This window comes from Acetomicrobium sp. (assembly GCF_059026225.1).
Map to the genome: position 1 here is coordinate 260,148 of NZ_JBWQOQ010000007.1, position 23,076 is coordinate 283,223.

Below are 23,076 nucleotides of genomic sequence, written 5' to 3' on the forward strand. Positions count from 1 at the left end.
TAGTGTAGCTTAATATGTACCTGTTCCTCAAAGCTTGCTAGGGCTTCGGAAAGCATTTTGATGGACGCGACGTTTTGCTCGGACAATATGGTTTTACTTAAAGGAGGTGTTGCAGAAATTTTACTTTAATGGTCTGTAGTTTTATAGGATCGTCAATCATCAAGAATTCTTCTCTGATTTCATGACGAGTGTAGACATGCAAATATGGTGAGAGAGTAAGAGGTGCCGAAATGTTCCATTGGCTCGTATTCGAGATGGACTTTGAAGGCGCCGCGTTATGAAAGAGAAGGAGTGGTAAGAGATGATCCAAAAGCAGTTCTTTGTCAACGGAGTGGAACGCAACATCGTAGTAAATGGAAAGGACACCCTGGCGAAGGTTTTGCGCGAGCAACTGGGTCTGACAGGAACGAAAGTCGGTTGTGGACAAGGACAGTGCGGCGCTTGCTACGTCATATTAAACGACAAACTTGTTCGTTCATGCGCCATTAAGATCAACAAGATCAATGACGGGGACTCCATAACAACCATCGAAGGGATTGGCACACCCCAAAAGTTACACCCCCTCCAAAAGGCTTTTATTAAGCACGGAGTGACTCAATGCGGTTTCTGTGTCCCTGGTTTTATCGTCTCGGCCAAGGTGCTTTTAGACAATAATCCTTCCCCGACTCGGGAAGAAGTAAGAGAATGGTTTCATAAAAACCGCAACGCATGCCGCTGTACAGGTTACATTCCCATCGTCGATGCCGTCATGGACGCGGCCAAAGTCCTAAGAGGAGAGATGGATGAGTCGGAGCTGGATTTCAAAATGCCCGAAGACGGTAGGATTTGGGGCACTACCTATCCGAGGCCCACTTCGGTAGCCAAGGCGACAGGAATGCTAGATTATGGCGCCGACCTGGGTCTAAAGATGCCCGAAGGCACACTCCAACTGGCGCTCGTCCAGGCACCGGTGAGCCACGCAAATATCAAAAACATCGATATCTCAGAGGCCGAAAAGATGCCTGGCGTTTACAAGGTGGTCACGCACAAGGATATCAAAGGTAAAAATCGCATAACCGGATTAATCACCTTCCCGACCAACTTAGGAGATGGTTGGGATCGGCCGATACTTTGTGATGAGAAGGTCTTCCAGTTCGGCGATGCCATTGCCATAGTCTGCGCTGATACCTATGAAAACGCTTGTGCCGCTGCCGAGAAGGTCAAGGTTGATCTCGAAGTACTGCCTGCCTACATGAGCGCCCCGGCAGCCATGGCAGAAGATGCGCTGGAGATCCATCCCGGAACGCCAAACGTTTACTATATCCAAAACCTTGAGAAGGGCGAACCTACAGCCCCAATCTTTGAAAAGGCCCCTTACGTTGTGGAAGACGATTTCTACGTGCAAAGACAACCTCACATGACTATAGAACCGGACGTTGGTTTTGCCTACATTGATGACAACGGCGTCCTAAAGATTCATTCCAAGACCATCGGCGCACATCTGCATTTACTAATGATTGCTCCGGGTCTTGGCGTTAGAGCCCGATAAAATTGCGCTCGTGTCAAATCCCATGGGCGGCACCTTTGGATACAAGTTCTGCCCGACCATGGAAGGGATTGGTTGGAGCAGCGGCCCTGGCGACGGGCAAGCCCTGTTTCCTCAGGTACAATTACTTCCAGCACATGACCTACACGGGGAAGCGATCTCCCTTTTTTGTGAACATCAAATTTGCTGCAGACAAAGACGGCAAAATCCTTGCCATGGAGACTGACTATGCTCGTAGATCACGGACCTTACTCGGAGTTCGGGGATTTGCTTACGCTCAGAGGCGCACAGTTCATGGGAGCCGGTTACAACATCCCTAACATTAGGGGCATAGGACGAACGGTCTGCACCAACCACGTCTGGGGTTCTCCCTTTAGGGCTTACGGCTCTCCGCAATCACTTTACTCTTCCGAGCTGCTCATTGACGAGCTGGCTGAGAAGATCGGCATGGATCCCTGGGAGATACGCTACAAAAATTGCTATCGTCCAGGCTCGACAAACCCGAGCGGCCAGGAACCTGAAGTCTTCAGCTATCCTGAGATGCTTGAAGCCATCAAGCCAAGGTACGAGGAGGCAAAAGAAAGGGCTAAGAGGGAATCCACCGATAAGATCAAGAAGGGTGTTGGCCTTTCAATGGCCGTTTACGGCTGCGGGATTGACGGTCCGGATAGTTCCGAGGTATGGGTAGTCCTGAATCCCGACGATACCGTCACCAGTCGTAGCCGCCTGGGAGGACCACGGCCAAGGTGCCGACATGGGCATGGTAGGGACCGCACATGAAGCGCTGCGTCCAATGGGCATCACGCCTGACAGAATACGCTTCACCTGGCCCGATACGTCTAAAACCCCCAACTCGGGACCTTCCGGCGGATCACGCCAGCAGGTGTTGACCGGCAGCGCCATCAAAATCGCCTGTTCCGAAATGCTCAAGTCTCTACAGAAAGCCCGATGGGACATACATGAACTACGCCGAAGCCGTCAGTGCCGGCAAACCGCTGAAGTACATTGGCCAATATACCGTTCCAGGCGTGCCCTGCGACGAAAAAGGACAGGGAAGGCCCTTCGTAGTTTATATGTATGGAGTCTTTCTTGCCGAGGTTTCAGTTAATACCGAAACAGGCAAGGTTGCCGTAGACAAGATGACCCTGATGGCTGATATAGGAAAAGTCAATAACCGCCTCGTGACCGACGGCCAGTTGTACGGAGGCATAGCTCAGGGGATCGGCCTTGCACTTTCGGAGGATTTCGAGGACATCGAGAAACACTCCTCTCTCGTCGGAGGAGGATTCCCCTACATCAAGGATATCCCCGACAACATAGAAATAGTTTACTTCGAAAACTATCCCCGCGAGTTTGGTCCCTTTGGCGCTGCTGGAGTAGGAGAGCTGCCCCTTTCCAGCCCGCACGCCGCCATTGGAAACGCGATTTACCATGCCTGTGGGGTGAGGGTTCACCGTCTGCCCGCTACGCCCGAAAAGATACTTGCCGGCCTCAGAGGAGAACGCGTCTAGGTAAAATGCCCAATAAGCGCCTGCCCTTGACTGTTTAAAGTCAGGGCGGGCGTATAAAAAGATAACTGACATGATACTTGCTTTTATCGAATTCCCCGAAAGCGCACAATTTCAGGGCAAACCAGTCTGGTTATATGAGCTCATTGTAAGATTCTGGGGAGGAAATATTCATGGAGCGCTATAAACTCGATGATTTTGAGCAACGCTGCATTCAAGATGAACTTCCTTACTGTCAGGCGGCATGTCCTCTAAAGGTAGACGTGAGGGCCTTTTGCGGGGCCATGGCGCAAAAACGCTTCGATGCAGCAAGAAAAATCCTGGCGAAGGTCAATGCCACTGCCGGACATTATCGGCCGCATCTGTGACCACCCCTGCCAGGATGCCTGCATCCTGGCTCAAAAGGGCGGCGCCATTTCCATAGGAAAGCTTGAAAGGGCTTGCCTTGAAAACTCAAAGGAAATGGGGATGATACTGCGCCTACCTTCAAAGAAGTTGTCCGCGACCGTTTACGGAGCGGGTCTTTCTTCGTTGTCTTGCGCCATTGAACTGGCAAAAAAAGGCTACCAGGTAAGTATGGTCTTTGACGGCGAGATCCCGGGCGGCAGGCTTTTGATGTTTCCGCAAGAAGTTTTACCCCAAGAAGTACTCGTCACTACCTGGCAGAACCTGCAGCGAATGGGTGTAACGCGGTCATTTGAAAAAGATCCAATCAGCTGACGGTTTAAAAGAAGGTAAGCGTCGCCTATACGTTGGCGTCGATGATCCCGAATGGACTCATCTCGTCGATGTAAATGATGTAGATCCCTTCACCTATCGAAACTTCGACCAAGGGCTTTTTCGCCGGAGGCTACCCTCGAAGCGACATGCCTTCACCCATATGGGAGTCGGCTGATGGCAAGCGCGCCGCCAACTCCATCGACCGTTATTTTCAGGGCGCGTCGCTAATGTCGGGAAGAGAAAAGGAATTCTCGCTCGAGACGAAGCTTTACACTCTACTTGAAGGCGTTCCAACTCTTTCTCCAAAAGATGATCCGATAGAAGAAGCCAAACGCTGCATTCGGTGCGAATGCCGCTACTGCGTACGCGAGTGTGTCATTTCTTGAAAAGTACAAGGGATATCCCAAGATCTACGCCCGGCAGATCTATAACAATTTCGCCATAGTCAGGGGCTCTCACAGCGCCAATAAAATGATAAATTCCTGTTCGCTTTGCGGCCTTTGCGAGGTCCTTTGCCCCAACGATTTTTCCATGGCCGATTTGTGTCGCTTTGCGCGGGAACAAATGGTGGAGCGAAAGATCATGCCTCCTTCAGTCCACGAGTTTGCTCTCCTTGACATGGAACACGCCAACTCTCCAAGGTCATCCGGATTTAGAAGCGGAGCAAAGACCACTGCAGGCCGTTTTCTTTCCCGGTTGCCAATTGGCCGGAGCGATGCCCGATCAGACCGAAAGGGTTGCAAACTTCCTCGGCGAGATGTTTGATGGCAAGATGGGCATTTTGCTTGGATGCTGCGGTGCGCCTGCATGGTGGGCCAGCAGGCAAGACAAGGTTGAAGAAGTCATCAAAAGCATCGAAAAAACTATTGAATCCGTTGGGAAACCCAACGCTGATCATGGCCTGTTCGTCCTGTAATGAGGTGTTTAAAAACTTCATACCCAAGGTGTCGAGGGTCTCTTTATGGCAGGTGTTGCTCGAAAGGGGGATACCTGAAGCAAAGCCTGCTGCGGAAACGCTTGCTCTTCATGACCCTTGCACGACCCGCCATGAACCGGAATGGAGGGAGTCCGTTCGAAAGATACTGCGAATCGCTGGGACAACCCTACGAAGAGCTCCTCTTCGGTGGCGAAACCACGCGCTGCTGCGGTTACGGAGGCCTCCAGCTCATGGCCGACCCAGACCTTGCACATGAAGGCGTCTTGCGCAGGCTTCAAGGAAAGCGAAAACGACTTTCTGACCTATTGTGCCATGTGCCGTGAAAGCCTTTCCGGGTCTGGGAAAACGGTCTTTCATCTGTTAGACATTCTCTTTCCTCCATCCGCAGGAAAGGTGCGTTTAGGTTATTCCAAACGACAACAAAACAGGGAATTGCTTCGCGTTAAAGCTCCTTGGTCCTTGCGACCTACCTCCGGAACCGTGGGATGACTTGCCCATATCCGTCTCCGATGCGGTGCGCGAAAAACTCGAAGATCGTCACATCTTGGACAGCGATATCAAACAAACCCTGTGGGAAGCTTCTTCGACGGGAAGGTATCTCATCTCTCCCGACGGCACCAGGCTTGCCTCTTCAAGGATAGGAAACGTCACTTTTTGGGTGGAATACCGCGAAGATAATCAGTCTTTTGCGATCATCAACGCCTGGAGCCACAGGATGGTCATGGAGCTGATGTCATGAACAAGGAAAACCGGTCTAGGATTTCACGGAGAAACTAAGCTGGAGATGCAGCTGCGGCGTGCGAGCTTACGCTGCACAAGGTCGCAGCGCTTTATCTTGGCAACCGCTTTGAAATAGAGCTTCCCGCCTGTTCTCAATGTGGTTTTATTCTTGTACCTGAATCTCTTAGCAGTGGGCAAAATGCTCGAGGTGGAAAAGATATTGGAGGACAAATAATGTCTTTGCCCTACGAACACCCAAAATGGCGCGAGGTCATGGGCGAGGCACTCCATCCGGGAGGAGAAGCACTTTCAAGGAGGTTGATACGCTTATGTGACTTTCCTCCAGGGGCCCGCATTCTTGATGCGGGTTGCGGTATGGGTGCGACCTTAGGACTTCTCGTCGAAGAGGGTTTCGATGCCCTTGGGTTGGACAGGTCTGACGATTTGCTCGCGGAAGGCAAAGCGAAAGGGTCCAGGTCAGTGACATGGCCGATTTGTGTCATATGCCCTTCGAAGACGGCAGTTTTGACGGCGCGATTTGTGAGTGCGTCCTTTCGCAGCAAAAGGAGCTCTCGCCAGCCTTGTCAGAGCTTGCAAGGGTATTAAAAGACGGAGGAATTTTGGGGGTGACCGACATCTTCGCCCTCAATCGCAGTTATGACCGCCAGGGTTGGGACGGTTCATGTGCTAGCGGGGCCAGGTCCGCTCTTGAATTGCACGAAGCATTCACGAATCCATGGATTTGAGGTGTTTTTCTTCGAAGCTTACCCCAGAGTTGCTTCGGGAATGTACCGCCCAACTGATTTGGGCAGGCGTCATCGAAGCACCCATAAAGACATGTTGTAGCCTTAAGTTACGGCCTTTGGTTGTGCTAGAAAGTTGGGCGATGAAGGTTACGATTAAAAACGTAAATGAGCGATGACGAGAATTGAAGGCGCCGAATAAAGCGGCAGAGTCTAATCAGGAAGATTGAAGGAGGGAGAAGTTGAGATGGAGGACCTCAAGTACTGCAGTCATGCAATGGGGGCAGGAAGGATTTTGCTGTTCGCAGGTCATGATATTGGCTGGATTGGCACTTACTGGAAAAGAAAACGAGGACCTAACGGCAGCGATGAACGGCCTTTGCAGGGGCACATTTTCTCCTGGCTGCACCTGCGGGGCATTGACCGGCGCCTGTTGCCTTTTAGGGTTTTATGCCGGTAAAGGAGCGCCGTGGGAAGAAAAAGATCCGAGACTGCCCGAGATGATCGGCCAGCTTCACGAATGGTTTCAAGAAAAATGGGGAGAGGGCGGGCTCGTCAACTGCGGGAATATCCTGGGCTACGAACCGATTACGGATCCGAAGCAATGCTTTCAAAAATGTTTTCCGATGATAATGGAAACGTTGGAGAAGGCCTTAGAGCTTCTTGAAACTCACGGCTTTGATATACGGGAAGGACGACTCCTTTAATGGCGATTTTGCGCAATACGCACAGCGTATGCCCGATCTGCCTGAAACAGATACCGGCATTGCTGGAAAGTGATAAAGATAATGTTTTCCTGCGGAAACATTGTCCAAATCATGGAGAGTTTTCCTGTCTTGTTTGGGAGGGAACACCTGATCTTGAGACCTGGACTTCAAACCGCTTTCCCCTCGCAGAGGCCTGAAGACAGACCGCCTGAAACTTGTCCCGAAGGGTGTGGACTCTGCATCGATCACCTACAAAAAAGCTGCACCGTAGTAGTTGAGGTTACGGAAAAGTGTCAGCTCAAGTGTCCGGTATGTTTTGCAAGCGCGGGAGATGGCTTATGAGCCCGATTTTTATGTTTTGGAAAAGTTGTTACATGATGTGCATCGTAAGGCACCGAGGTGCCATCCTGCAATTTTCAGGGGGAGAACCCACGCTTGAGAGACGATTTAACTATGACCTTATTCGATTGGCTTCAAGCCTCGAATTTCCAGGAATTCAGTTAAATACCAATGGCCTTAGGTTGGCACAAGAGTCCAGGTTACGCACAAAGAGTTAAAGCAAGCAGGACTGAACTGGGTATTTCTGCAATTCGACGGCCTTCGCGAAACGACGTATACAGCCCTGCGAGGAAGACCGCTTTTGACCGACAAAATACGGGCAATCGATGCCTGTCAAAGATGCCGGCCTTGGAGTCGTGCTCGTTCCCACGCTTGTAAAAGGAGTTAACGACGACGAGATGGGAAGATATCGTCCGTTTTGGGCTTTCACGCTTTCCTGTCGTGAGAGGAATTCATTTTCAGCCCATCAGCTATTTTGGCCGTTTCCCCGAACCGCCATGTGACGGGAAACGTCTGACGCTTCCAAGGATCATGAGGGAACTGGTGGCACAGACCGATGAGATGACAAATTTATCTCATTTTCGGCCGTCTCGGTGCGAGCATGAACAATGCTCCTTTCGGGCAGTGTACCTCGTAGAATCCCCTGACAAAATCATTCCCCTGGCAAGCGAGCCCTGCTGCTGCAGTGATCGATCCTCCGACGAAGGATTTCAAAGCTCCGTCGACAGCATCCGCCGCCGCTGGGGAGCCGACATGTCCAAAAAACTACAAAAAACATGTGAAAGCCCGCAGGCAAGTGCCCAGGCCGAAGACGCCTTCGAAAGGTTTATCCGACTTTACGAAAGAGGAAGCTTCAGCATAAGCGCCATGGCCTTCCAAGACGGTGAAAACCTTGACCTCGAACGTCTGCGCTTCTGCTGTATCCACGTGGCAGCACCCGACGGAAGACTTGTACCTTTCTGTGCCTGGAACCTAACCGCCAGGGACGGTAGGGCATTGCATCGGCACCGATGAAGATTCCAGTGACTCCCCTTGACCCATGGATCGCCGGCCGCCTCGTCAAAGAGTTTCCCTGGTATGCGTCCGCAGAAAAGCAAGCGAGGATCAAAGATCGCAGTGAAATAGAAAGGGCTCAAAAATACCTCTTAAGCCGCCTTCTCGAGCATGCTTCACTTTATTCTCCCTTTTACCGAGATCGCCTTGGAAATGTAAAGGATTTGCCTTTCAGCGAACTTCCCTTTACATTCCCATCGGATCTCGCGGAATCGGGATTGCGTTTTCTCACCGTCTCTCAGTCGGAGATACGGCGCATCGTCACCTTAAGTACATCAGGGACATCTGCCCCTCCTAAGAGGATCTTTTTTACCGAAAAAGATCTCAAGGCAACGGAAGATTTCTTCATGTACGGAATGACGACGTTTACGCCCCCGGAAGGCAAAGTTGCCGTCTTCATGGAAGGGCCTTCCCACGACAGCATAGGTCAAATCCTAAAGCGCGCCTTGAAGCGCCTCGGATGCGAAACGCTTGTCTTCGGGCTTATCCACAACTATGCAGAGGCAATTCAAGCCATAGATGAATTTCGACCTCATGCCATCGTTGGCCTCTCTGGTCAAATGGCAAGGATCGCAGGCAAGACTGCGTATAAACCAGATTTCGTCCTGCTTAGCGCCGACATGGTGCCTGCTTCGATAAGACGGCGGATAGAAAATTTGTGGGAATGCACTACCTTTAACCATTATGGCCTCACAGAAACATGTTGGGGTTGCGCCGTTGAATGTCGCGCAAGACGGGGCTGCCACGTCAGGGAACTTGACCTTTTAGTTGAAGTTGTAGACGGAAAGGGACGAGTCCTCCCTGATGGGGAGTGGGGAGAGATAGTCATTACTACCCTTAACCGTATGTCTTTTCCCTTGATTCGGTACCGAACGGGCGACGAAGGCCGCGTACTTCCTGGCATCTGCCCTTGCGGTTCGCCCTTAAAACGCATAGAAGTCCTCGGACGCCTCCCCAGAAAGGGCGCAGGAGGTGTCCCACTTCGCCTTTACGATGTCGAAGATGCCCTTTGGGGCTTGCCATGGATCGAAGATTTTAAAGTGTCCCTGGAGTGCACTGACGACATCCCTGAAAAGTTATTTTTGACCATCGCCGTCACGGACGACAAACAGGAATACATCGATGAAGCAGTTGAAGTTTTACGGAAAATCCCCGGAGTTCCCCGCGAGATCATCGCAAATAGAGCAGGCCCTTCCTCAATACGACATCAAAGCCCAAAGATGGATTGGGAAGGCTGATTAATTCTCTTTCTTCTTCCTTGTCTGAATTGCACCTTAAAGTTCTTTCAAATTGGGTTACTTTATATTGATTGCCCTGACCTTTTTGGTTATACTGGGTAAAAGTAAAGAAAGAGGCGTCTTTACTCTCAAGAAGGCGTATCTTAAGAAGGGGAGGTGGAAGGTGCAAGGGTAAACTTTTAGAAGCTTTAAAATTTGTGAAGTAGTGGTTAGCGCCTGGACTGGCTACAAGTCAGTTGACGAGGTCGGGGGAGGATCGAAACTATCGGCGGATGCCCCCGTGGCCCTGGAAGATGGGCCAGGAAGTCTTCTTACAAAACCGAAGAGCGATCTGCGGGACAAAGGGAGGACAATCTTCCTCTTGTGTGCTGCGGTAGAAGGGATGAGGCAGTCGTGTGTGGTATAGTCGGTTATATTGGCTATAGAAATGCTTGTAGTGTGCTTTTAGACGGTCTTAAGCGGTTAGAATACAGAGTATACGATTCGGTAGGAATAGCGGTCAACAATAGCAAGAAAATAGAAATTATAAAAGAGGCGGGCAAAGTCTCAGATCTCGAACGCATCGTCAAAAAGATTGCCCCCTCGGGTAATCAGGGGATCGGCAATGCCCGATGGGCCAATCACGGTGGCGTTTCGTTGGTAAAGGCTCATTCTCGCCCCGATCGAGATAAACACCTCATACTTGCCCATAACGGCATAATAGAAAATTATCACGAACTGAAGGAAACCCTTCTTGCCGAAGGGTTTAATTTCACGTCCGAGAGGGACACCGAGGTAATAGCGCAATTACTGATGAAGTTTTACGACGGGGACGTGTTAAAAGCACTCACGTCTTTGCAGGGACAACTCAAGGGTTCTTACGCACTTGCCATTGTAGACGAAGACGATATAGATCATATTTACTGCATGCGCGGGGGCTTTCCCATGGTCTTGGGCATGGGCGAAGGTGAGTCCCTTTGTGCAACCGACACGCTCGCCATACTTCCTTACACCAAAAATCTGATCTCCATGGATGACGGCGAGATTGCCGAACTTTCAAGTCAAGGTATAAAGCTTTACGATGCAAAGGGGTCGCCTTTGCAGAAAAAGAACTTTTTCATTGATTGGGATTTGTCCTCGGCAGAAAGGCGCGGCTATCCTCACTTTATGTTAAAGGAGATCCATGAACAGGGAGGAGCTTGCAGATCAACGCTAGAAGGCAGATTGATAAATGGAAGTGTAGACTTTTCGGGCGAATTGACCTTGAATGAAAAAGTTATAAGACGTCTTAAGGCAATTCACTTGGTGGCCTGCGGCACATCTTATTATGCTTCCTTAATTGCCGAGAGGGCATTTGAACGCTGGTGTGATCTCGATATAAAAGTTGATGTCGCCTCCGAATATAGATATCGCAATATTCGTCTATCTCCCGATACTCTCGCCGTGTTCGTGTCTCAGTCCGGCGAGACCGCCGATACACTTGCAGCTCAAAGGAGAGCACGCGAGTTGGGAGCATACTCTTTGGCAGTCACTAACGTCCAGGAATCTACTTTAGCCCGTTGCTGTGACGATGTTTTATTGCTCAAGGCTGGTCCCGAAATCGGAGTGGCTGCAACTAAGACCTTTACCGGGCAGATTGCAGTCCTTTATTTGCTCGCCATTTACATCGCTAAAATGAGGGGAACGCTTAATCTACAAATGGAAAAGGAGTTAATAGATGAGCTGGTTCGACTTCCTTACAAAATAGAAACCGCTATAGAAAGGGAGCACGTCGTTGAGGAGTTGGCGTCAAACTTTTCCGGCAGTCAGAGCTTTCTTTTCTTTGGAAGGGGAATATCTTATCCGGTGGCATTGGAGGGAGCGCTAAAATTAAAGGAAGTATCCTACATTCATGCGGAAGCCTTTGCAGCCGGCGAGATGAAGCACGGCCCCATAGCTTTGATCGATTCAAACGTTCCCGTATTGGTTATAGCGCCCAAAGACAGCCTCCACGAAAAGACGTTATCGAGCATCAAAGAGGCGAAGGCAAGGCACGCGCCCGTTATCGCAGTGGGATTTGATGGCGACGAGCAGCTGGCAAATGATGCAAGCCACGTTTTATACGTCCCACCAACGCGCGAGGAGTTTTCACCCTTCGTAACGGTGATCCCTTTGCAGCTTCTCGCCTATTATATGGCCAAAAAGCGGGGCTGCGAGATCGACAGTCCTCGCCATTTAACAAAAAGCGTCACCGAGGAATAGGTTCGTTCAAGGCAATCGTTCGAATAACTTAGCAGTACCTTGCGTTTTTTGGTCGAGGCTATGGCCTTCGATAAAACCGGCACTCTTGTTAAAGCGAAGCCCCTCGTGGCAGATGTGGCTTCTTTAAATGAAATAGCAGGAGACAAATCGCTGCAAATATCAGCGCTATTGTACAGCGAGAAAGGATTTAAGTAGGTCTGCAATATCGCCTCGACCCACTACCACGGAGGCGTAATAAGCGTTTTCTTCGACGTTGGCCGCCAGATGCTCGAAGGAACGGGGGTCTTTTACCCGCGATGCAACCTTCGTGAGAAACTCAGCTTCGTCTTTGCTGTTATAGTATCGTTTCAAATTTACGCCTTTTAAAGTTACTGTGTCGACAAATGAAAAGCGAGGCAAACCCTTTAATGAGGAAGGCTTTTTCCCAAAAAGGACGTGGGCCCTGCCCTTTAGCTTTCTTTTGGGATAAATTAAAAAGTACACTCTGTCTTTTCGGCCCAAAAGAAGTGAAATGGGAAGGTAAAGCAAGCTGTGATGGGGCAAAAGCGATATAGTGGCCTTCACCTTGCTGTAATTTTCATCCTCCAAGACGTATTCGGCCACTACGCCCACATATCCTCCTATCCAGGTGTAGTTTTTTTCCTTGGGGCGCAGTGCTTCTTCCATCTGCCTTGAGAGTTCCCTGATTAATGTTAAGTTTAGTCTCCTGCCTCGCCAATATTGAAGGCTGGCCACCAACCCTAGCAGAAGTAAAACCATTACGCCGCGGTTCACTTAAGATCACCTATATGCAAAAAGTTAATCAGTTCTTTGCCCAGCAGGTTCAAGCCTTGAGGGGTTGAGACCTTTTCTCCCAGGTCGGGCAACTCAATCCATGAAATTTCGCCGTGAGCTTTCATGAGATCATCCAAGCCGCTTGAAGCGTAAGCTTTGGAAGGATCTTTCTTCGGGGCTTTATTTATCAAACAAGCCCTCACGCCGTAGCCGTAGGTTGAAAGCTTTTTTATGGTCCTTTCGGTCTCCTTCACGGAAAGTTTGTCTGCCTGAAGAACGAGCAATATCGAGGCACCTTCCCCGTGCAAAAAGGACTTTATGTCTTTTATTTCGCACCTGTATCTTTGAAGTTCTGCCATGACGGGGTCATCTTGGTAATCGATCTTTTTGCCCGATCCCTCGATATGCTGAAGATAGGCTCTCCTTTCTAAAATCTTTTTTCGCAGTCCCATAAGTTCGTCGATCCAAAGAAGTGTTAGGTCGGGAAGCGTCAACAGACGAAGCGTCATGCCCGTGGGTGGAGTATCAAGCACGATTGCCCCGTAAGATTGATCGAAGTTGCCTATTTCTTTTATTGCTTCAAGCAGGGCAAATTCTTCCATGCCTGGGGATTGCTCTAGGGCTTTCAAGAATTTGTCGGCGTTAAAAATTTGCAAATGTCCGTAGAGCGGCCGCATTTGATCTAATTTCTTGTCGATAAACCGCCGAACATGAGTGTCTAAATCCACCTCAAAGGCAAATAATTTATCTGACACCTTTTTTGGCTTATCATCTAAAGCATGTCCTAGGACATCTCCCAAGTTGTGGGCAGGATCCAAAGACACAGCTAAAGTGTCATGACCTGCAGAGGAAAGGGAGCGTGCAAGGATGGCAGAAATCGTTGTCTTGCCCGTTCCTCCTTTGCCCATCACTATGAAGCGCTCGATTGTGTCGTAGGACTTTGTAAGGCCTTTTTCTGCATCTTGCTTAGATCTTAAGGATCCCCGAAATTTTCGCAAAAAGATCGTCACTTTCTGCCACTCGCCTCTCAAGTAATTCAAGCTCCTGCCCCAAATGGGGGAGTAGCCGGACTACCAACCCCATCGATGGGGCCGGTAGTCCGAAGAAACCGCCCAAAAGTAGGAAGGCGAAGGTTTCCTCAAGGGCTTGAAGTTCGGTCCTAACGTAGTCGGTTGCCTGACGCTGTGCTATTGTCTTGAAAAACTTAAAGAAATCTCTAATCATGTCGTTGCTTTAAGGCCTTGCAGCCTCTTGGTATTGTCCTTTTAAAGGCGAAGTTTCTTGCATTGAGCGATAAAAGTCGTAAATGAACACCAGTGCTAAAACTATCTCGAGAATTACAAATCCGCGCACGAGTAAAGAAGAGGGGACGGCGAACAAAAACCACCAAAGCCCGGCAAAGACGGTAATCCATAGCGCCCCCGCGCAGGCGATTATGAACCTGACATGTTTTTCCAAGGACCCGGCCATCTTTAGCACCCACAGCGCCACTGTCAAAAGGGTGGCTGCTGCCAGCATTTGGTTTGCCCCACCGAAGGCAGGCCATAAGACGTTATATGCCTTGTTCCAAGCAAGCATTATGCTTAAAGCAGAAGGTATGGCAGAAGCCAACCAGCGGTTTGTAATTGTTTTATGAAACCCGCCAAGGCTTGCTTTTAACGGTTCCCACACTTCCTCCCAGGCAAAGCGCAACACCCTGTTTCCCGTATCCATGGAGGTAAGCGTAAAGGCCGAAACCCAAAGGCTTGAAAAGACCGTTCCCACCTGGGCAGAAATCCCAAAAGCCTGCTCGAAAAGTATGCCATAACTTTGAGTGAATATCCCCAAAGGTCCTCCGACAGCATCAATGGCTTTCACGTAATTTTTGCCCATATATAAAGGTTCTTTCAGATTGTCTGCAATTACGCCCATCTCGGCCAACTTTCCGCCAGCTTCTTTAAACACCAAAAGCCCGAATGCCGCGATCGTTATGGTGACCACGGTAGAAAGAAGGCCCTCTGTTAACATTCCTCCGTAACCAACTATCAGGCCCTGAGTTTCCTTGTCAAGTTGCTTTGAAGTGGTGCCTGAGCCAATGAGTCCGTGAATACCCGAAAGGGAACCGCAGGCAATGATGAGTGGAATTACAGGCCAGTAAGGCGATGGCACCCCTCCGACAATGTTTGGGCTCCAACTCGTAAAGGCCGCCAGCTCCATCTTTGCTCCAACGAGGATCAAAGCAACGACTCCCATGGCAAGGCCCAAAACGAGGATATAAGCGTTTAAGTAGTCCCGCGGCTGAAGCAATATCCACACGGGAAGGGCGCTTGCTGCCATCATGTAGAAGAAAAAGATGATTAACCATCCTTTATAACTTAAAACTAATGGCGTCTTAAATCCAAGCCATATGGCCACAAGTGTGAGCAAGATGCCAACAATGGTGCCCACCAAGAAATTAATCCTGAGTTTGTAAAGCAAAAACCCGGTAATAACGGCAGCGACGATGAACCACATCGACATGCTTCCCACGTCAGGGCGTGCTACATAAAGATAAGCCAGCGAAGTAGAAAAGGCTCCTAAGGCCAAGACAAGAGTTAAATAGGCGAATACTTGAAACAAATAAGACGTACGAGGACGCATCATCTTGCCGGCTATCCACTGGATAGATTTTCCCTCGTATCTCACTGAAGCCATGACCGACAAGTAGTCGTGCACCGCGCCTATGAGGATGTTTCCAAACCAAATCCAAAGCAACCCTGCCCACCAACCCCAGGCCATTGCCAAAGCAGGGCCGAGTATCGGCGCACCGCCGGCAATAGAGGCGAAGTGATGCCCGAAAAGCACTGCCGGATGCGTAGGGACAAAGTCGACATCATCAAACTTAGTGTGAGCCGGCGTGGGTTTGGAATCATCGGCTTTAACCACCTTGCGCTCAAGGCTTTTCCCGTACCACAAATAGCAAATGAGGTAGATTATGATTCCTAAAATGAGCACTAAAGAAGTATTCATGATATCAAACCTCCTTTTTAAATAGTCCTGGTCACTGGATGGGCCATGAAAGAAAACAAATCAAATTGAGTTTCCTGCTTTTCTTTAACGCCTTTTAGTCCTTCTATGCTTATAATCCATATGTCCATCGGTTTGGCCGGTTCTATTAGCGATGAGCCAAAATATGATAATTGGGCAAGCAAGCTTAAGGCTTCTTCTTCTGTCTCCGTGACCCATATGACCCAGCTTAGCGAATCCTGATCTGCCCAATCCAGGTCCACGTATCCGGGAATGTACATGTGTCGTTGATTTAGCAGAAAAACATGGACTTTCCCTATAGTTTCAACAATGGCAGGCACGTGTTCTTCGAAAGGGAGAAGGGCACGGAAGAAGAAGAATCTATCGGCGTTTATCAAACCATGCACGTCATTGGGATGTTTTGGGAACTTCATATAGTAGGCGAAATCGTAGCGCGACAGGTAAAGTAAGTCCACAACGAACTGCCCCGTAAAGATGCGGTTTTCTTCAAGCCACGCGCTAATTTGCTCAAGATTCCATGGTTGAATTTCTCTAGCTTTCAGTCCCGTGACGGGAAACTCCCTTTTTATCTTTTCTACATCGGGATGCGAAAGGTAGGTCCATTCCAAATTTGTGAAGTTTTGAAGGCGATATATTTCTTGTCCGGAAAGGCCGGGGACATAGTCCAAAATTTTACCGGTATGGTATTCTTTTATGCCCCATCTTGCTATGAAGGAGTTATCTAAAAGACATTGCAACCTGGTGCGCCAGAGGACCTTTTCCTGTTCTTCATAATCAGAGGGAGCTGTCCCAGGCTCAATCACAACAAATTGGGCCTGGCAAAGTTCTTTAAAGGTATTCTTCCCTTTCTCGGTCAGGCTGTATATGCCACCGGTTTCCTGCAACAACCCAAGGGTTTTAAGCCGTTGTAGGCCTTCGCTATCCTCTCCGGCCAAAGCGACGGTCTCTTCGTCCCAGCAGGGATGATCTTTATCGAAGAGCAATAAAACAGTGTCATCTTTCAGCAACAAAGTCCCCTCCTTGACGCCTTTCTCTTGATTATATCGACGATAAAAGTTATCGTGTACATTTTAATATTTTTGATATATTTTTGCCATTTAACGATGTCGATCAGGCCAAACTTTTGACTCATGGAGGCTGGTTTTAACTTTCCAGCAAATATCTTTGCAGATCCTTTCCAGTAAGTCCTGCACCAATGCCTACGGCGAGCTTGAGCCGCGCCTGCAGGGGCGTGAGATTCCCTCCTGAAAGTACCCCGATCTCAAGCAGTTTTTGTGCGCTTCCCTCGTAAGCATAGGATGTCACCACCCGTCCCCTAAGACATCTGGAGGTAATAACTACGGGAATGTTGCGTCGAATAATCTGTCTTATCGGGGGAACCCATGCCGGGTTAACATTGCCCGACCCAAAACCCGCTAAGATCAGTCCTTCGAGGCTTTCGTCTTCGGACAGCAATTTCAAGATCCTTTCGCCGCCTCCGAGTGTTGCCCAGAAAACCTCGACTTCCCTTGCAGGGATGAGATTTCCTTCTATTACCCTTCCACGCTTAGGTTTTTTTATGAGATGTATCTTGTTTCCCACTATCTCGGCAACGGGACCTCGTTCCGGCGCAGCTAAGGCGTCTCTTTTAAAACTATTGATCTTGCAGACTTCGCTGGCTGCGAACAATTGATCCTGAAAGCACACCAAAACGCCAAGTCCCCAGATGCATTCGGAAGAAGCAGCGAGCAAGGCGTGGTACAAATTTAGAGGACCGTCAGAACCCAATTGATCTGAAGGGATCATTGAACCTGTAAATATTACCGGGTAAGGATAGGGCCAAAGCAGATCAACCAGGTAAGCCATTTCTTCCATGGAATCGGTCCCTGCGGTTACGACGATGCCGTTTATCCCCTGGCCAGCCTCCCTTCTTAGCAGCTCTGCAAGATCGGCCATCATGCGTATGTTATAGTGGCTACTGGGTTGGTGGCTCCAATCAACTACAGTTACTTCGCATGGAAGTTCTTTGGACTCAAGCCAAGCAAGCATATTACCAGCGTTCAAGGTTGGAGCATAGCTTTTTGCGCGCTCATCGTACGTCATGCCTATAGTCCCGCCTGCAGCAACGATTAAGACATTAGGACGCCCTGACATCCTAAACCACCTCCTCAACGTATGTACAAGTGTAACACCTTTTTAATTACAAAAAAGGGGCGTAGTGATAAAATACTATATCCGAGGCAGAAAGAAAAATTCTTGGAAGGTGATCATTTTGCGAAGCATTGTGGTGGGAGGGGGCAGCGTAGGCTTCGATGTAGCTAAAAACTTGGTCGAACTCGGACATGACGTGGTAGTCATAGAACAAGACGAGACTCGTGCTGCCAGAATTGACGAGATGCTCGACGTGATGGTAGTTACGGGCAACGGAGCAAGGCCACAGGTGTTGGCTCGAGCAGGAGTGCGAGAGGGAGAAGGAGAAGATATAAACTTGCTAATCGCATGCACAGATAGAGATGAAGTTAATATCTTGTCCTGTTGGATTGCCAAAAAAGCAGGTGTAAAACACGTAATTTCCAGGGCAAGAAGCTTGGAATTTACAGACAGTCACATTTGGGCAGACGCGCTTGGAATTGATGAAATGATCTCTCCGGAAAGATCTGTTGCAGGGGCGATAGAAGACATGCTATCGATACGTTCAGTTATCGTAGCAAATGAACTGTGGGGAGGTATCGCCAGTCTTTATGCGATGAAAGTCAACAGAGGATCCCTCATGGAGGGTCGTAGCTTGAAGGAAGTAAGAAAATCCCGTTCCGACATCGATGCACTTATTGTATACGTAGAACGAGAAGGCGAAAAAGGTTTTATACCTCGCGGAGATACGGTTTTAAAGGAAGGCGATTTGTGTTACGTTGTTACATTAAGAAACGACGCCCACTTGCTCGAAAGCCTATTTAGCATTGAAAGCGCGTTCAAGCTAAAAAGAATCATGATCGCGGGAGGGGGCAAGATAGGTTTTCAGGTAGCGAGGCGTTTTGAGAAAAACCACAAGGATGTGGACATACGACTAATAGATTTGGATCCTCAAAAGTGTGAACGTATATCCAAGGAACTGGACAAAACTTTAGTCCTTCAAGGAGACGTTGCCGATGAAGATGTCTTGTTGAGCGAGGGCATCGAAGAGACTGATGGGTTCGTATCAACCACGGCAAATGACGAGTTAAACATACTTGTGGCCATAATGGCGAAAGAACTTGGAGCCAAAAAAACAATCGCAATTGTAAGGAATGACACCTACAGGAAACTTGAGGGCAGGCTTTCGTTAGACGCCATGGTCAACCCAAATGAAGCGCTGGTTGCAGCCATAATGCGCTACGTTACCTTGCGCACCAAGGGAGCTGCCATGTCCACAATTGAACAGATAAACGCAGAAATGATCGATTTGGTCGTACCTGAAGGCGCTTTTGTAACCGGCAAGAAGATAATGGATCTCCACATATCTCCAACAGCCATTATCGTACTGGTCCAGCGCGGGGAGGATATCTTCGTGCCAGAGGGGATGACCACATTAAAACCAAACGATCGTGTCTTGCTTTACACGAATGCTCCTAGCTATGATGAAATTCTAAATTTGTTCATGGAAGAAAAAATGACCGGCAAATAGAAATATAAGAATTAATGCAATTATCAAATATTAGCCAAAAAATGCCAAAAATATAAAATAAAGGAAAAAGAGATGCGGTTTAAAATTATAACGAATGTCCTTGGGTTAATAGTTGAAGTTGTGTCCTTGTTCATGTTGCTGCCTCTGGGATGGGCCGTCCTGGACAAATCGCCCGATGTCAGGCCTATATTTATTTCCATGATGATTGGCGTAACCTTGGGTGCAATATTGCTCCTCATCGGAGGAAGGCTGAGCAGAGAAGAGATGAGGCCAAAGGAAGCTTTGGTTGCGGTTGGATTGTCGTGGGTTTTAGCTTCGGCCATAGGCGCTTTACCTTTCTGGCTCTCCGGAGCTGTTCCTTCCTTCGCTGACGCTTTTTTTGAATCCGTCTCAGGTTTTACGACAACAGGGGCAACCGTCTTGGCAAACATCGAGGCCAACTCCAGGGGAATACTTTTTTGGAGGAGCTTAACCCACTGGCTTGGGGGCATGGGCATCATCGTGCTTGGGTTAGCAGTTTTGCCATTTCTGGGCGTTGGCGGACGTCAGCTGTTTCGCGCCGAAGTACCTGGTCCCGTGCCCGAAAAGCTGACCCCAAGAATCCACCAAACAGCACTTCTTCTATGGGGAGTTTATGTCCTTTTGACCGCCTTAGAAACGCTTCTTCTGTATTTGGGAGGTTTATCCTTCTTTGAAGCGCTCACGCACACCTTTGGGACTGTGGCCACGGGCGGTTTTTCCACTTTGAACGGCAGCGTTGGGCAATACAATTCGGTTTATGTTGACGTCGTCATAACTATATTCATGTTCATAGCAGGAGCTAACTTCGCTTTGCACTACAAGTTAATGAAGAAAGATTTTACCGCTTGGTGGCGTGACGAGGAATTCAGGTTTTATTTGTATATCGTCTTGGGGTCGATAGCGACCATTTCTTTCGTGTTGCTAAAAAATCAGATTTACAGCAGCCTTGCCGAGACGGCCAGATACGTTTCATTTCAAGTCGTAAGCATCTTGACTACTACGGGATTTGTAACGGCAGACTTCGAACAGTGGCCCGCTTATGCCCAGCTTTTACTCCTCATTCTCATGCTCATAGGCGGTTGTGCAGGATCTACAGGTGGCGGCATGAAGGTAGTAAGGGTTATGGTTTTACTTAAACACGCAGGCATTGAGCTAAAGAAACTAATTCACCCGCGCGCCCACTACTCAATGAGGCTTAACAAAGAAGTGGTAGAAAAAGACGTCATACTTTCTATTACCGCATTCTTTTCACTTTACATGATTGTCTTTGTGGTTGCTTTTTTATCTTTATCCTTAATGGGCCTTGATTTGATCTCCTCCGTCACCGCCGTAACGGCAACCTTGGGAAACGTAGGACCGGGACTTGGTGTCGTGGGCCCCATGGATAATTATTCTACCCTTGAAGCGCCGGTCAAATGGATACTATCTTTTTGCATGCTCTTTGGCCGCTTAGAATTGTATCCCATGATGGCCTTATTTTTGCCAGATTCGTGGAAGAAGTGAAAGAGTAAATATTAGTAAAATAGGCGGGAGAAAATGGTTATGACATGCCTTTTCAAAGTGCTTTTATCTGGCTATTTGAGTTATATTACGTAAAATGAGAGCAACAAATGGCTGTAGGTGAATAAAAATGGTTGAACAGGGAAATAAGAAGGCAGTGCTTTTGGCAGATGCAGCCCTTTTTGTGACCGCCATGCTTTGGGGGTCAGGGTTTGGAACAACTAATTGGTTGCTCAAGTTTATGTCGCCTCTGTGGCTCTTGTCCGTGAGGTTTCTTTTAAGCACGGCCCTTCTTGGTTTGATATTCCGTTCAAGGCTTTCTCTGCTCAGTCGAAAAGATGTCTTCTTGGGATGCCTGCTTGGAAGCCTTTTGGCTTCAACTTTTGTAGCTCACATCTTTGGCCTTCTTTTTACCACGCCCGGTAAGCAATCCTTCATCGCGGGAAGCAACGTCGTAATGGTGCCCTTTCTTTACGCCCTTTTTTATAGGAAAATGCCTTCCTTAATCGCTACAGCCGGCGCCTTTCTGACCACTGCGGGGCTTCTTGTCATGGCATTTACGCCGGGCATGAGTTTTAATCTTGGTGACGCACTCTCCTTGCTGCTTGCCTTCGGTTGTGCTTTGCACGTGCTTTTCGTTGGAAATTTAAGCAGAAAGATGGATCCGGTAGCACTCACTGTCGTGCAAATCGCTTCAGCGTGCATTATCTTGACGGCCCTGGCGGTTTTTATAGAGCCCCTGCCTTCATTTAAAGCAATACCTACAAAAGCATGGATGGGCATTTTGTACGTGGCTTTGTTTGTCACGGTCATTCCCTTCCTCATTCAGACCGTTGCCCAACGCTACAGTCCCGAGATTCACGCCGCCGTCTTGCTTTCTTTGGAAAGCCCCTCAGGTTACGTGTTTGCCTATTTAATAGGTGAAGAGATAGTTAACTTCCAAGTCATCCTTGGCGGGATGATAGTGTTCGCAGGGGTAGTGCTCACCGAGCTGGAAACCTTTATCACAAAGAAATTTAACCATTTTTTCCATAACCGTGCCTAAAGGCAAGAATTCAATCATGTTTATCTTTAGAGATTCTTCCGAGTTTACAAGCCAAGTGGCAACCATATGCAATTGATCCTTTAACATAAAAAGATGTGAAAAAACGATCTCAGGAGCACTTGTAGTGTGAGATCGCAGAGGAGTGATCATATTGATTTTAAAGACGGCATTGTTAACGTTGGCGTTACTGTCGTTATCGAGTATTTGCGGTGCCGAGTGCAAGGAAGTCGCAAGCGGCCCAGGGCCAGAGATATAGGCATAGATATTGGCATCTTCTTACCGGGAGAGTTTAATGCCATCACGGATGTGAAGGGCGTCAAGGTTGGGCATTGTACGCTGATCGAAGGGAGAGGGTGCACTGGTGCCGGGGAAAGGCCCCGTGCGGACAGGAGTTACGGCAATATTACCGCACGATGGCAACATATTTAAGGAAAAAGTCCCGGCTGCTGCGTTTGTCTTTAACGGTTTTGGCAAATCCACGGGGTTTCACCAAATAAATGAGGTTGGGAACTTAGAGACGCCAATACTTTTGACCAACACTTTAAACGTTCCCCCCTCGTAGCAGACGCCCTCATTGAGTGGTCAATGGAGCAGAATCCTGAAATAGGAATCCAAACGGACACAGTCAATCCGGTAGTCGGAGAGGTGAACGACGGCTTCTTAAACGATATTCAGGGTCGTCACGTTAAAAAGGAACACGTTTATTGTGCTTTGCGTGATGCTAAGTCAGGACCGGTGGAGGAGGGTGCTGTTGGCGCCGGCACGGGAAGTTCCTGCATGGGTTGGAAAGGCGGTATAGGGACTAGCATCCCGCGTGTTACCGCAAAAACAGAGGTGGTTTTACGGTTGGCGTTTTGGTGCTGACCAATTACGATGGCATGCTTACCGTAAATTGTGCTCCCGTCGGTCGGGAGCTCGGGCGTTATGCCTATAGCGAAGATCTTCCTCACGCCTTTTCCTGAGACGCAAGAGCCTGAATGGCTCGGTGATGGTGGTTGTAGCAACTGATGCCCCCTTAGATCATAGACAATTGAAACGTGTGGCAAAGCGCGTAAGCTTAGGGCTTGCGCGAACGGGATTTTACGGAAGTAACGGTTCAGGGGATTTCTTTATAGCCTTTTCGACCGCTGCGATAATACCTCATGAGCCTGTCCAGATTGCACTTAAAAACACGGTAATGACCAACGAGGCATTGTCACCTCTGTTTTTAGCAACTGTGGAAGCTACGGAGGAAGCGGTGATAAACTCCATATTGAAGGCCAAAACCATTATGGGACGTGACGGCAATATCAAAGAGGAGATAGACATCCAGGAATTGATCCGAGTTCTTAACAAATACAACGCCATAAACTGACCTCACAAATTAGCGCTAAGCAAAGC

General features: G+C 48.7%; 28 protein-coding genes and 3 pseudogenes. 25 read left to right on the forward strand and 6 right to left on the reverse strand.

The genetic code is table 11. The features are described from left to right. Window positions 1–301: 301 nt before the first annotated feature. From AC5SXE_RS05560 to glmS, 18 genes and pseudogenes are all read left to right on the forward strand, one after another. Window positions 302–1,528, forward strand: a complete 1,227-nt coding sequence (locus AC5SXE_RS05560; RefSeq protein WP_493916884.1) for a molybdopterin-dependent oxidoreductase — start codon at window positions 302–304, stop codon at window positions 1,526–1,528. 68 nt (window positions 1,529–1,596) lie between these two features. After that, window positions 1,597–1,845 (forward strand): molybdopterin cofactor-binding domain-containing protein, encoded by a 249-nt coding sequence (locus AC5SXE_RS05565; RefSeq protein WP_493917286.1) that lies wholly within the window; start codon window positions 1,597–1,599, stop codon window positions 1,843–1,845. After that, window positions 1,736–2,305, forward strand: a complete 570-nt coding sequence (locus tag AC5SXE_RS05570; RefSeq protein WP_493916885.1) for a molybdopterin cofactor-binding domain-containing protein — start codon at window positions 1,736–1,738, stop codon at window positions 2,303–2,305. The genes AC5SXE_RS05565 and AC5SXE_RS05570 overlap by 110 nt, the downstream gene beginning before the upstream one ends. Beyond that, a pseudogene (locus AC5SXE_RS05575) lies at window positions 2,286–3,036 on the forward strand (molybdopterin cofactor-binding domain-containing protein). Before AC5SXE_RS05570 ends, AC5SXE_RS05575 begins: the two are co-directional and overlap by 20 nt. Window positions 3,037–3,206: 170 nt before the next feature. After that, on the forward strand, window positions 3,207–3,401 hold the full coding sequence (locus tag AC5SXE_RS05580) for a hypothetical protein (protein ID WP_493916886.1): 195 nt from the start codon (window positions 3,207–3,209) through the stop codon (window positions 3,399–3,401). Further along, the gene (locus AC5SXE_RS05585) at window positions 3,367–3,753 is read left to right on the forward strand and encodes a hypothetical protein (protein WP_493916887.1); all 387 of its coding nucleotides are present in this window, start codon (window positions 3,367–3,369) and stop codon (window positions 3,751–3,753) included. The genes AC5SXE_RS05580 and AC5SXE_RS05585 overlap by 35 nt, the downstream gene beginning before the upstream one ends. Then, window positions 3,731–3,928 (forward strand): hypothetical protein, encoded by a 198-nt coding sequence (locus AC5SXE_RS05590; RefSeq protein WP_493916888.1) that lies wholly within the window; start codon window positions 3,731–3,733, stop codon window positions 3,926–3,928. The genes AC5SXE_RS05585 and AC5SXE_RS05590 overlap by 23 nt, the downstream gene beginning before the upstream one ends. A gap of 52 nt (window positions 3,929–3,980) precedes the next feature. Then, window positions 3,981–4,139: a hypothetical protein gene (locus AC5SXE_RS05595; RefSeq protein WP_493916889.1), complete on the forward strand. Its 159-nt coding sequence runs from the start codon at window positions 3,981–3,983 to the stop codon at window positions 4,137–4,139. Further along, window positions 4,126–4,224 (forward strand): annotated as a pseudogene (locus AC5SXE_RS05600) (hypothetical protein); the annotation flags it as partial. The gene AC5SXE_RS05595 and the pseudogene AC5SXE_RS05600, both read left to right, overlap by 14 nt. A 142-nt stretch (window positions 4,225–4,366) precedes the next feature. After that, the gene (locus AC5SXE_RS05605) at window positions 4,367–4,669 is read left to right on the forward strand and encodes a hypothetical protein (RefSeq protein ID WP_493917306.1); all 303 of its coding nucleotides are present in this window, start codon (window positions 4,367–4,369) and stop codon (window positions 4,667–4,669) included. Window positions 4,670–4,876: 207 nt separating this feature from the next. Then, window positions 4,877–5,179 carry a hypothetical protein gene (locus AC5SXE_RS05610; RefSeq protein ID WP_493916890.1) on the forward strand — a complete coding sequence of 101 codons (303 nt, stop codon included), beginning with the start codon at window positions 4,877–4,879 and terminating at the stop codon, window positions 5,177–5,179. A gap of 1 nt (window position 5,180) precedes the next feature. Next, window positions 5,181–5,429: a hypothetical protein gene (locus tag AC5SXE_RS05615; RefSeq protein WP_493916891.1), complete on the forward strand. Its 249-nt coding sequence runs from the start codon at window positions 5,181–5,183 to the stop codon at window positions 5,427–5,429. Between the two features lie 215 nt (window positions 5,430–5,644). Beyond that, window positions 5,645–6,016: a class I SAM-dependent methyltransferase gene (locus AC5SXE_RS05620; RefSeq protein ID WP_493916892.1), complete on the forward strand. Its 372-nt coding sequence runs from the start codon at window positions 5,645–5,647 to the stop codon at window positions 6,014–6,016. Further along, complete coding sequence (locus tag AC5SXE_RS05625; protein ID WP_493916893.1) at window positions 5,914–6,156, forward strand: methyltransferase domain-containing protein; 243 nt, start codon at window positions 5,914–5,916, stop codon at window positions 6,154–6,156. Before AC5SXE_RS05620 ends, AC5SXE_RS05625 begins: the two co-directional genes overlap by 103 nt. 239 nt (window positions 6,157–6,395) lie before the next feature. Continuing rightward, entirely contained in the window at window positions 6,396–6,860 is a 465-nt protein-coding gene (locus AC5SXE_RS05630) for a DVU_1555 family C-GCAxxG-C-C protein (protein ID WP_493916894.1), read from the forward strand. Further along, window positions 6,860–8,213 (forward strand): annotated as a pseudogene (gene trsS / locus AC5SXE_RS05635) (radical SAM (seleno)protein TrsS). Before AC5SXE_RS05630 ends, trsS begins: the two are co-directional and overlap by 1 nt. Continuing rightward, window positions 8,210–9,490 carry a DVU_1553 family AMP-dependent CoA ligase gene (locus AC5SXE_RS05640; protein WP_323720560.1) on the forward strand — a complete coding sequence of 427 codons (1,281 nt, stop codon included), beginning with the start codon at window positions 8,210–8,212 and terminating at the stop codon, window positions 9,488–9,490. Before trsS ends, AC5SXE_RS05640 begins: the two are co-directional and overlap by 4 nt. Window positions 9,491–9,853: 363 nt before the next feature. After that, window positions 9,854–11,710 carry a glutamine--fructose-6-phosphate transaminase (isomerizing) gene (gene glmS / locus AC5SXE_RS05645; RefSeq protein WP_323720559.1) on the forward strand — a complete coding sequence of 619 codons (1,857 nt, stop codon included), beginning with the start codon at window positions 9,854–9,856 and terminating at the stop codon, window positions 11,708–11,710. A gap of 165 nt (window positions 11,711–11,875) precedes the next feature. Here glmS and AC5SXE_RS05650 read toward each other — a convergent pair whose 3' ends face one another. The 6 genes from AC5SXE_RS05650 to AC5SXE_RS05675 all read right to left on the reverse strand — a co-directional run bounded on the left by AC5SXE_RS05650 (window position 11,876) and on the right by AC5SXE_RS05675 (window position 17,623). Beyond that, window positions 11,876–12,484, reverse strand: a complete 609-nt coding sequence (locus tag AC5SXE_RS05650; RefSeq protein WP_323720558.1) for a hypothetical protein — start codon at window positions 12,482–12,484, stop codon at window positions 11,876–11,878. Continuing rightward, window positions 12,481–13,515, reverse strand: a complete 1,035-nt coding sequence (locus AC5SXE_RS05655) for an ArsA family ATPase (protein WP_493916895.1) — start codon at window positions 13,513–13,515, stop codon at window positions 12,481–12,483. Before AC5SXE_RS05655 ends, AC5SXE_RS05650 begins: the two co-directional genes overlap by 4 nt. Further along, window positions 13,451–13,708: a DUF7990 family protein gene (locus AC5SXE_RS05660; RefSeq protein WP_323720556.1), complete on the reverse strand. Its 258-nt coding sequence runs from the start codon at window positions 13,706–13,708 to the stop codon at window positions 13,451–13,453. Before AC5SXE_RS05660 ends, AC5SXE_RS05655 begins: the two co-directional genes overlap by 65 nt. A gap of 9 nt (window positions 13,709–13,717) precedes the next feature. Further along, window positions 13,718–15,472 (reverse strand): carbon starvation CstA family protein, encoded by a 1,755-nt coding sequence (locus tag AC5SXE_RS05665; protein WP_323720555.1) that lies wholly within the window; start codon window positions 15,470–15,472, stop codon window positions 13,718–13,720. A gap of 17 nt (window positions 15,473–15,489) precedes the next feature. After that, window positions 15,490–16,497: a hypothetical protein gene (locus AC5SXE_RS05670; RefSeq protein WP_323720554.1), complete on the reverse strand. Its 1,008-nt coding sequence runs from the start codon at window positions 16,495–16,497 to the stop codon at window positions 15,490–15,492. 136 nt (window positions 16,498–16,633) lie between these two features. Further along, on the reverse strand, window positions 16,634–17,623 hold the full coding sequence (locus tag AC5SXE_RS05675) for an asparaginase (protein WP_323720553.1): 990 nt from the start codon (window positions 17,621–17,623) through the stop codon (window positions 16,634–16,636). A gap of 118 nt (window positions 17,624–17,741) precedes the next feature. Here AC5SXE_RS05675 and trkA point away from each other — a divergent pair, with 118 nt between their 5' ends. The 7 genes from trkA (at window position 17,742) to AC5SXE_RS05710 (ending at window position 23,050) form a co-directional block, all read left to right on the forward strand. After that, entirely contained in the window at window positions 17,742–19,130 is a 1,389-nt protein-coding gene (trkA, locus tag AC5SXE_RS05680; RefSeq protein ID WP_323720552.1) for a Trk system potassium transporter TrkA, read from the forward strand. Between the two features lie 72 nt (window positions 19,131–19,202). Further along, the gene (locus tag AC5SXE_RS05685) at window positions 19,203–20,654 is read left to right on the forward strand and encodes a TrkH family potassium uptake protein (protein ID WP_323720551.1); all 1,452 of its coding nucleotides are present in this window, start codon (window positions 19,203–19,205) and stop codon (window positions 20,652–20,654) included. 127 nt (window positions 20,655–20,781) lie between these two features. Then, window positions 20,782–21,696, forward strand: coding sequence for a DMT family transporter (locus AC5SXE_RS05690; RefSeq protein ID WP_493916896.1), 915 nt, complete (start codon window positions 20,782–20,784; stop codon window positions 21,694–21,696). 126 nt (window positions 21,697–21,822) lie between these two features. After that, window positions 21,823–22,125 carry a hypothetical protein gene (locus AC5SXE_RS05695; RefSeq protein ID WP_493917307.1) on the forward strand — a complete coding sequence of 101 codons (303 nt, stop codon included), beginning with the start codon at window positions 21,823–21,825 and terminating at the stop codon, window positions 22,123–22,125. Then, window positions 22,076–22,258, forward strand: a complete 183-nt coding sequence (locus AC5SXE_RS05700) for a P1 family peptidase (RefSeq protein WP_493917287.1) — start codon at window positions 22,076–22,078, stop codon at window positions 22,256–22,258. The genes AC5SXE_RS05695 and AC5SXE_RS05700 overlap by 50 nt, the downstream gene beginning before the upstream one ends. 23 nt (window positions 22,259–22,281) lie before the next feature. Continuing rightward, window positions 22,282–22,560 (forward strand): P1 family peptidase, encoded by a 279-nt coding sequence (locus AC5SXE_RS05705; protein WP_493916897.1) that lies wholly within the window; start codon window positions 22,282–22,284, stop codon window positions 22,558–22,560. 124 nt (window positions 22,561–22,684) lie between these two features. Continuing rightward, a complete protein-coding gene (locus tag AC5SXE_RS05710) occupies window positions 22,685–23,050 on the forward strand; it encodes a P1 family peptidase (protein ID WP_493917288.1) in 366 nt (121 codons plus the stop codon). The last annotated feature ends 26 nt before the right edge of the window (window positions 23,051–23,076 follow it).